The sequence below is a fragment of the Steroidobacter sp. genome (genome assembly GCF_016790065.1).
Taxonomy (GTDB): domain Bacteria; phylum Pseudomonadota; class Gammaproteobacteria; order Steroidobacterales; family Steroidobacteraceae; genus Steroidobacter.
Window position 1 is genome coordinate 1 of the sequence record NZ_JAEUPY010000697.1, and the last position, 7,488, is coordinate 7,488.

Annotated in this window: 9 protein-coding genes; 3 read left to right on the forward strand and 6 right to left on the reverse strand. The window is 60.1% G+C overall.

The window, feature by feature from the left end; genetic code table 11:
- Positions 1–145: 145 nt before the first annotated feature.
- Positions 146–595: a helix-turn-helix domain-containing protein gene (locus JNL55_RS28695; RefSeq protein ID WP_293862757.1), complete on the reverse strand. Its 450-nt coding sequence runs from the start codon at positions 593–595 to the stop codon at positions 146–148.
- A 76-nt stretch (positions 596–671) separates the two neighbouring features.
- On the opposite strand from JNL55_RS28695, the gene JNL55_RS28700 reads away from it, so the two are divergent.
- Positions 672–1,157 carry a DUF2938 domain-containing protein gene (locus tag JNL55_RS28700; RefSeq protein WP_293862759.1) on the forward strand — a complete coding sequence of 162 codons (486 nt, stop codon included), beginning with the start codon at positions 672–674 and terminating at the stop codon, positions 1,155–1,157.
- Here the strand turns inward: JNL55_RS28700 and JNL55_RS28705 are convergent.
- Positions 1,154–1,552 (reverse strand): DUF1761 domain-containing protein, encoded by a 399-nt coding sequence (locus tag JNL55_RS28705; RefSeq protein ID WP_293862761.1) that lies wholly within the window; start codon positions 1,550–1,552, stop codon positions 1,154–1,156. The two genes, JNL55_RS28700 and JNL55_RS28705, sit on opposite strands and share 4 nt — an antisense overlap.
- Before the next feature lie 134 nt (positions 1,553–1,686).
- Between JNL55_RS28705 and JNL55_RS28710 the strand changes: the two genes are divergently transcribed.
- On the forward strand, positions 1,687–2,202 hold the full coding sequence (locus JNL55_RS28710; RefSeq protein ID WP_293862763.1) for a DUF1697 domain-containing protein: 516 nt from the start codon (positions 1,687–1,689) through the stop codon (positions 2,200–2,202).
- Between the two features lie 5 nt (positions 2,203–2,207).
- On the opposite strand, the gene JNL55_RS28715 is transcribed toward JNL55_RS28710, so the two are convergent.
- On the reverse strand, positions 2,208–2,672 hold the full coding sequence (locus tag JNL55_RS28715) for a DUF3592 domain-containing protein (RefSeq protein WP_293862765.1): 465 nt from the start codon (positions 2,670–2,672) through the stop codon (positions 2,208–2,210).
- Entirely contained in the window at positions 2,672–5,941 is a 3,270-nt protein-coding gene (locus JNL55_RS28720; RefSeq protein WP_293862767.1) for a S41 family peptidase, read from the reverse strand. The genes JNL55_RS28715 and JNL55_RS28720 overlap by 1 nt, the downstream gene beginning before the upstream one ends.
- A 141-nt stretch (positions 5,942–6,082) precedes the next feature.
- Here JNL55_RS28720 and JNL55_RS28725 point away from each other — a divergent pair, with 141 nt between their 5' ends.
- Entirely contained in the window at positions 6,083–6,640 is a 558-nt protein-coding gene (locus tag JNL55_RS28725) for a hypothetical protein (protein ID WP_293862769.1), read from the forward strand.
- Here the strand turns inward: JNL55_RS28725 and JNL55_RS28730 are convergent.
- Both JNL55_RS28730 and JNL55_RS28735 read right to left on the reverse strand, forming a co-directional pair.
- Complete coding sequence (locus JNL55_RS28730) at positions 6,622–7,110, reverse strand: hypothetical protein (RefSeq protein WP_293862771.1); 489 nt, start codon at positions 7,108–7,110, stop codon at positions 6,622–6,624. The genes JNL55_RS28725 and JNL55_RS28730 overlap by 19 nt on opposite strands.
- A 16-nt stretch (positions 7,111–7,126) precedes the next feature.
- Positions 7,127–7,488 (reverse strand): ABC transporter permease (locus tag JNL55_RS28735; protein ID WP_293862773.1); only part of this gene is annotated, 362 nt, incomplete at its 5' end.

A 7,488-nucleotide genomic window follows, 5' to 3' on the forward strand; every position in this document is an offset into this window, starting at 1 on the left:
ACGCAGCCGTGAACACGCCCGCCGCCAGTAGCCGGTGCGCCACCGGCACAAAGCGCATTACCGCCGCAGCGATGGCCAGCCCGATCACAATGATGATCAACGTACGCACGATATCTCCTCACTGAAGCCCGCGTTTCTTTATACGTCACGGCTTTGTTGCTGTCACACCGGCACGCTTCTTCGACGATTTCCCCCGCTTTCTCTTCAAGTTCGTATCCGACGCGGCCAGGCCGAGGAGGCGACGGAAGGTTGGGCATTCCATGTGGCTTGGCGCGGGGCACACGGCGGCGTGGCGAAGGCCGTTGCGCATGGCGGTGAGTTTGTGGATCGTGGCATCCAATTCGTCGGCTTTGAGGGCGAGTAGCTTTCGGTCGACTCGCAGCTTGCCGTCGGGTGCGAACATCTGAGCGATCTCATCCAAGGACAGGCCAGCGGAGCGCCCGAGGGTGATCAGGGCCAGGCGCTCTAGTACGGCAGGAGCGAACACGCGTCGCAGCCCGTGCCGCCCGACTGAAGTAATCAGGCGTTTTTCTTCATAGAAGCGCAGGGTCGACGCGGGAACGCCAGATCGTCGTGCTACCTCGGCAATGTCCATTTCCACTTGACCTCAAGTCGACTTGAAGTGGCACTCTGCCAAGCAGACTCGAGAATGGAAAGACCCGGAACCACCGATGAACCATCTGCTCGCACTTGTGCTCACGGGAGTGGGTGCCACCCTTATCACAGACGCTTGGGGCCTGGCACGCAAAGCACTGCTGGGCGTGCCAGCGCCGGATTACGGAATGGTCGGCCGATGGATCGGCCACATGGCACGCGGCAAGTTTCGTCACGACCGAATCGCGGCAGCGGCGCCAATCATAGGAGAGCGCACTCTCGGCTGGGGCGCCCACTACGCCATCGGCATTGCGTTTGCCGCGGGGTTGATCGCGATCACGGGAGTCACATGGCTGAGCAAACCGACGCTAACACCTGCGTTGGTGTTCGGTATCGGCACGGTGCTCGCGCCATTCCTGCTGATGCAACCAGGAATGGGTGCAGGCATAGCTGCGTCGCGAACGCCGCGCCCGGGATCGGCGAGACTGCACAGCCTAATCAATCATGCCGTGTTCGGACTCGGCCTGTGGTTAACGGCGTGGGCCATCGCTATCGCGAGCTAGTGCCACAAGCCGAGAATGACGCCGAACAAAACAAACTGAACCGTGTGATAGCCGCCATCCACGAGCCATAGCAACGGGGTGCGATTCGCGAACTGATAGTTGATACCGAAGCTCGCAGCGACCATGCCGAAACCGGCGAGCAACCCACGAGTGACACCTTCCTGAAGCGAAGCGTCCGGGCCGAGCCAACAGGCGAACGCGAAGGCAGCAATCAAAGAAAACAAAAAGCTGACACCGAAGACGCGCGCCGGATGCCCGCCCTTGCCTGCCTTGCTGGCAGAACCGTTCTCCCGATTCCAAACGGCGCCAAAAAGAATGGCCGAGTACCAAAGACCACCGACCAGAAAGCTCGAGGCAGCAGCGACGATCACGGCAAAAATGTTTATTTGGTCCATGAGTCCCCCGAGGCAATGAGTTATTCGGCGGAGTGCGGATCCTGTGCCGAGGCAAGCATAGACGACCCAGACAGAGGCCGGAAGATCCATCGCCGAGCCGCTATGATTAGCGGGGTGCAGCACAGGAGCCCTCGATGCCTCGTTACGTTGCCTTCCTCCGTGGCGTGAGCCCGATGAATGCGAAAATGCCCGAGTTGAAACGGGCCTTCGAAAGCGCTGGCTTCACTAATGTGAAAACCGTTCTTTCCAGCGGCAATGTGGTGTTCGACTCGCGCGCTAAATCGGAGACTGCGTTAGCACGGCAGGCCGAGAAGGCGATGGAAGAAAACTTGGACCGCACGTTCCTGACCATCGTGCGTGCCACGAAAGCATTGCAAGAGCTGATCGACGCTGACCCTTACGGCTCGTTCAAGCTGCCGCCGAAGTCGAAGCACGTCATCACGTTTCTTCGCGCAACTCCAACGGCAAAGCTCACCCTACCGATCAAGTTGAACGATGCGAGGATCTTGGCCGTGCGTGGTCAAGAGGTGCTGGTGTCGTATGTACCGACGCCGGGCTCGCCCGAGTTCATGCGACTGATTGAAAAGACGTTCGGAACGGACATCACAACGCGAACGCTGGACACCGTGAAGAAATGCGTGGCGGCGTGAGCCAGCTACTCCGATCCTTTCCGAGCGATGAAATAGCCGCGTAGTAGCGCCGCTCCGAAGATGGCGAACAACGCGCCCATCGTCGAGATGAAGGCAGTCAACCCGATCGAAGTCACGCCACTGCCCTTCGGAAAATTTCGGTTCGGGTTGGTGGACGAGTAAAGGATCTCCACCGTCTCGCCTTTGCGATAGGTCGTCCAAAGACCCTTGCTGACCGTGTGTGACGCTTCCATCGATTCGCCGCTGGCGAGCGGGAAGCGATACTTGACGACGAAGTCACTATCGCCGTCGTGGCTACGCAGGACGAACTTGTCCAGCACCAGCCCTTCGGCGCGCAGACCGGTTCGTTCGATTTCCGAATCGGTCAGATACGCGCCCCAGGACCCGATGGCGAAAATGCCACCGACGACCACAAACAGCAGCCCGAAAATCCAGGCTGCGCGGCTCGGCCGTGAACCGCGCTCGGCCATTATTTCACCCGCACCGGCAACGGCGGCGCCTTCGCAGGCGTCGGTGGATTCTTCGCCAGCGCATCCAGTGCGATCTGAATAGCGCGGTCGAGTTGCGGATCGCGGCCAGCGTTGACGTCACGCGGCCACTGCTCCACTTCCACATCCGGCGCGACACCTTCGTTCTCCACGCCGTATCCCTTTTCCGTCCAGAACGCGAGGTTCGGGGATGTGATACCGCCGCCATCCATCAGCGGCGGATAGCCTAGGATGCCGACCAAGCCGCCCCAGGTGCGCTTACCGACGATGGGCCCGAGCTCGAAATGTCGGAACATCCAAGGCAACAGATCGCCACCGGAGCCGGCGTTCTCGTCGGCGAGCAACACCTTCGGACCTTGAATGGAACCGCGCGGGCTGCTCAAGTCCTCGCCATAACGCATTTTCCAATGGGAAATCGGCGGACGGCGCAGAATGTCGATGTAGTAGTCGGCGATCTGGCCGCCGCGGTTGTAACGCTCATCGAGCACGATGCCGGCACGCTGCGATTGCGGATAGAAATAGCGTTTGAACATGGTGTGGCCACCGTTAGCCGTGTCGGGCACGTGCACATACGCAAGCCGACCGCCGCTCTTCTCGGACACGTAGCGAATATTGCCTTCCACCCAATCCATGTAGCGCAGCGATGTTTCATCAGCGATGGGCACAACGATCACATCACGTGAATTCTTGCCATCCGCGCTCGGGCCGACGGTGATGCGCACCTGACGATCTACGCGATTCTCGAACAACGAATACACGCTGGTCGGTGCACGCAGGTCCATGCCATCGACGGCTAACAGATATTCGCCGGACTTGACGTACACACCGGGCGCACGCAGCGGCGAACGCAGATCTGGATTCCAGTTCAAGCCACCGAGAATTTTGTTGAACCGATAGCGATCTCGCTCGATCGCATAGTCGGCACCGAGCAGACCGACAGCAACCTTGGCCGGCTTGAACGGACTGTCGCCCGGCGTTTGGAAGCTGTGACCGACAGCGAGTTCACTCAACATCATCTCGATCACGCGTTCGAGATCCGTGCGCGTCGCGAGGTCCGGCAGGAACGCTCGATACTTCTCACGCATCGCCGGCCAATTGGCGCCGTGGAAGTTGTCGGCATAGAAAAAGTCCCGATTGATGCGCCAAGCTTCATCCAGGATCTGCGCCCATTCGACACGCGGATTCACCGCGACGCTGACGGTGTTAAGAGCCAGCTTGCCTTTGCCCGGCGGCAACTCATCGGCAACGTCAGTCACAAACCAATCCGCGCCGACGTGATAGCCAATGCGTTTGCCGTCGCGAGCCAACAGGAAGTCATCCACCCCTCTGGCCAACGTCTTCACTTCGCGCTTTTCGAGCGTGAAGCGTTTCAACTCACCCGGCGTGCTGAGCGCTTCCTGCGCCGTTGCGCCCGAACCTTCGATGAAATAGATCTCACCACTGGCACCGACGCGGAGGTCATGACGTGCACCGACTCCGACGGGCAGTGCGACGATGCGATCCTCGATACCGACAGCGTCGATTCGCACGACCGGCGGCTTGTCGGCGCCTTTGGCTTTGGAATCTTTCGCCGCGGCCTCCTTGGCAGTGTCTTTAGGTTCCGGCGCAGTGCTGACTGTCACCTCATCACTTTGCGGAGGCGCTGCACTTGGCCCATCCTGCCGCAGCGTGATGGCATACAGGCCATAGCGCACCGGGCTGTCGATGTTGATCTGCGAGAACCAATCCTTCAGCGGCCCTGCATCGGTGGAAGCCAGCACATATAAGAACTCGCCGTTCGGATCGAACACCGGCTCGGCCATTTCGGACAAGCCATCGGTCACTTGAATGGAGCGACCGCTCTCCGCCGACCAAACATTCACGGTCTGGATCAAGCCCGCCGCCTGCACCGTGTACGCGAGCCAGCGAGAGTCCGGCGACCAGTTGGCACGCATCAGATTCAGCGGCGTGTAGACGGGCTCGGAAGCGATCTTGATGTTCTTGCCAGTAGTCAGCTCCGTCACCCACAGCGATTGGCTGTTGTCGCGATAAGCGATGCGAGTGCCGTCGGGAGAGAACAGCGGACGATCATAGAAACCAGCGCCCGCCAGCTTGTAGCGACGCGGCTGACCTTTGCCGTCCTGATCGGCGAGCAGCAACTCATATTCGCCGCTGCCGTCGGAGAACCAAGCGATCTGCTTGCCATCGGCGGACCACGCCGGCGAGTGATCGTTGGCTCCCGTAGAACGAGTGAGCTGGCGAGCATCGCCCTTCTCCGCCGGCACAGTGACAATCTCGCCGCGATAGTTGAACGCCATGCGCTTGAGATCGGGCGAGGCCGCCGCTTCGCGCACCCACTTGGGATCGCTGGCCAGCCGCGGCCGAGTCTCGATCAGGTCGGAGAGCGCCGAGATACGGATCTGCTGAACCGTGCTGTCGGCGGTATTGAGTCGATGTATATAACCACCGTGTTCGAACACGATGACGCCCGAGCCATCCGTGCTGGGATCGGTGACCGGGAAGTCTTTCAGCTGCGTGAGCTGAGTGATGCCGCTCGCGTCCTGACGGTACAGGTTGAACTCACCGTTACGATCCGAGCTGAAATACAACGCGCCGTTGACCCACATCGGATCGGTGTCATTGCTGCCACCGGCCGGCTTCTCCAGCTCCTTCACCGAGTAGTCGCTCATGTTCATCAGCCACAACCGGCTCTGCGTGCCGCCGCGATAGTTTTTCCATTGACGGAAGACTTCGCGATTCGGCAGGTACGCCAGCGTGCGGCCGTCAGCGGACAACGCTGCCTTGGTACCAAAGGGCACCGGCAGGCGCTCGGGCACACCGCCCTTCACCGCGACCGAGTAGAGCTGCGCAGTCTGCGGTACGAATCGACCGCGCTCGGAATGAAACAACACACGTCCGTCGGGAGTGAAGCCGACCACGACGTCGCGGCCTGGATGCCATGTGAGCCGGCGTGCTTCTCCGCCTTGGGCCGGCATAACGTATACATCGGTGTTGTCGCCGTAGTTGGCGCTGAATGCCAACCATTGCCCGTCCGGCGAGAAGCGAAGTGCTGATTCTCGGCCTGGCGCTTGCGTCAAACGCCTTGCGCTGCCACCCGCGAGTGAGGTCAGCCAGATATCGTTATCGTATACAAATGCCAGGTTCTGCCCGTGCACGGCCGGGCTCGACAACATCCGCGTGTTGCCCGGATCCGCCGCATGACTCAACGGCACCATCGCCACACCGAGCACCGCAAGCATGATCTTTTTCATGGAATCTCGATCCCTTCGTGACTCGCGAGGTGCGCATCATAACGGCGCGATGAGGTGTTGCGCGCTTTAGTGAAATTGTTTTGTCATCGGGTTCGATCGCCGCAACTACTGCGATCCTTGACAGGAGGTCGCGGCTGGCCGATGGTCGCGGCCACTATGGAACCGGAGTTCGCGCCTCAATACTCGCCCCAGGAACGGCGCCGCCTACAGATTTTGTATGGCGTGCTTTCTATATTGATGTTCGGCGCACTGTATTGGGCCGTGCCACGCTTCCGGCTGTTGGCCATCGACGCGCCGTGCGTGACCCTCTTCGGTATTCCCGGATCCACTTTATTGCTCTATGGCGCGTTGGTCGGCGCACCGCTGGTTGGAGCGGTGTTGATGGTGGCGATGACGGCGCGCTCGTCCATCTATTCGATTGCCACTCGCCGTTATCCGCCGCCGGGGCAAAAAGTGTTCGGGCGTGTGAAGGTGAAGCGGGGCCGGCAAGCCGTTGCTCTGGCCCTGATGCCTGCAATGCTGGTCACGCTGATCTGCTTGCTCAGCGCTCAAGGCATGGCAGTCGCAACTCGCATGTCACGTGAAGTTCGGCAGTCGGCGGTCTGCGCCAACGATTCTGAGCGCATTACACCGGAGGCGAAGAGCGAACGCCGCCCGACGGCACCGTCAGACCCAGAGCATCAACGCCCCACGCGTTGATCGACAGCTCGCATGACTCTGGCTTGATCCACACGCCGGATCAGATCGTCGATCATCGGATGCTTCGCGAACGGGCTGAGCGAGAATTTCTTGATCGGGGAGAACGTCAGTTCCTCACCGAACTTGCCGGGACGTACCAGTCGCAAAGTCACGCGAGGCGGATTGGTAAACGTCGACGCGCTGACGTTCATGATATTGCTCAGAGGAATGCGTTCCTCGTCGCCGCGATTCTTCACCAACAGATAGTCGCCGCCGTCGTAGACCTCGTCCATGAGATCCCAGACGAGTTTTTTCAGGATCACGAAGCCGATCAGCAGCATGAAGATCGGCACCACGATGAACACCGGATTCTTCGTCAGGTCCTCACCAAGGGTCCAGACGTTCGCCAGGAAAAAGGCGATGAACCCGAACCAGAACAGCGGGAATATCTTCTTATGAAAGAACGTAAAGCCCGAGGAAATCTTCTTCATGACGGCGTGGCTAACGCTACTCCCGCGTCCCCACGCCGCGATGTAACAACCACACGCAGCTGGCGTACAGCACGACGGCGGCGCCGATCATGATGGTGTACGCGAGGCGGACGTCGACGTCGGAGACGCCGAGGAAGCCGTACCGGAAGGCGTTGACCATGTAGAGGATGGGGTTGGCGTGAGAGATGTGCTGAGCCCAGTCGGGCAGCAGTTTGATGGTGTAGAACACGCCGCCGAGATAAGTGAGCGGCGTCAGCACGAATGTCGGGATGAAAGAAATCTGATCGAAGTTCTTGGCGAAGATGGCGTTGATCATGCCGGCCAACGCGAACACGATGGAGCTGAGCAGCACCGCCGAGATCACCACGCCGACGTTAT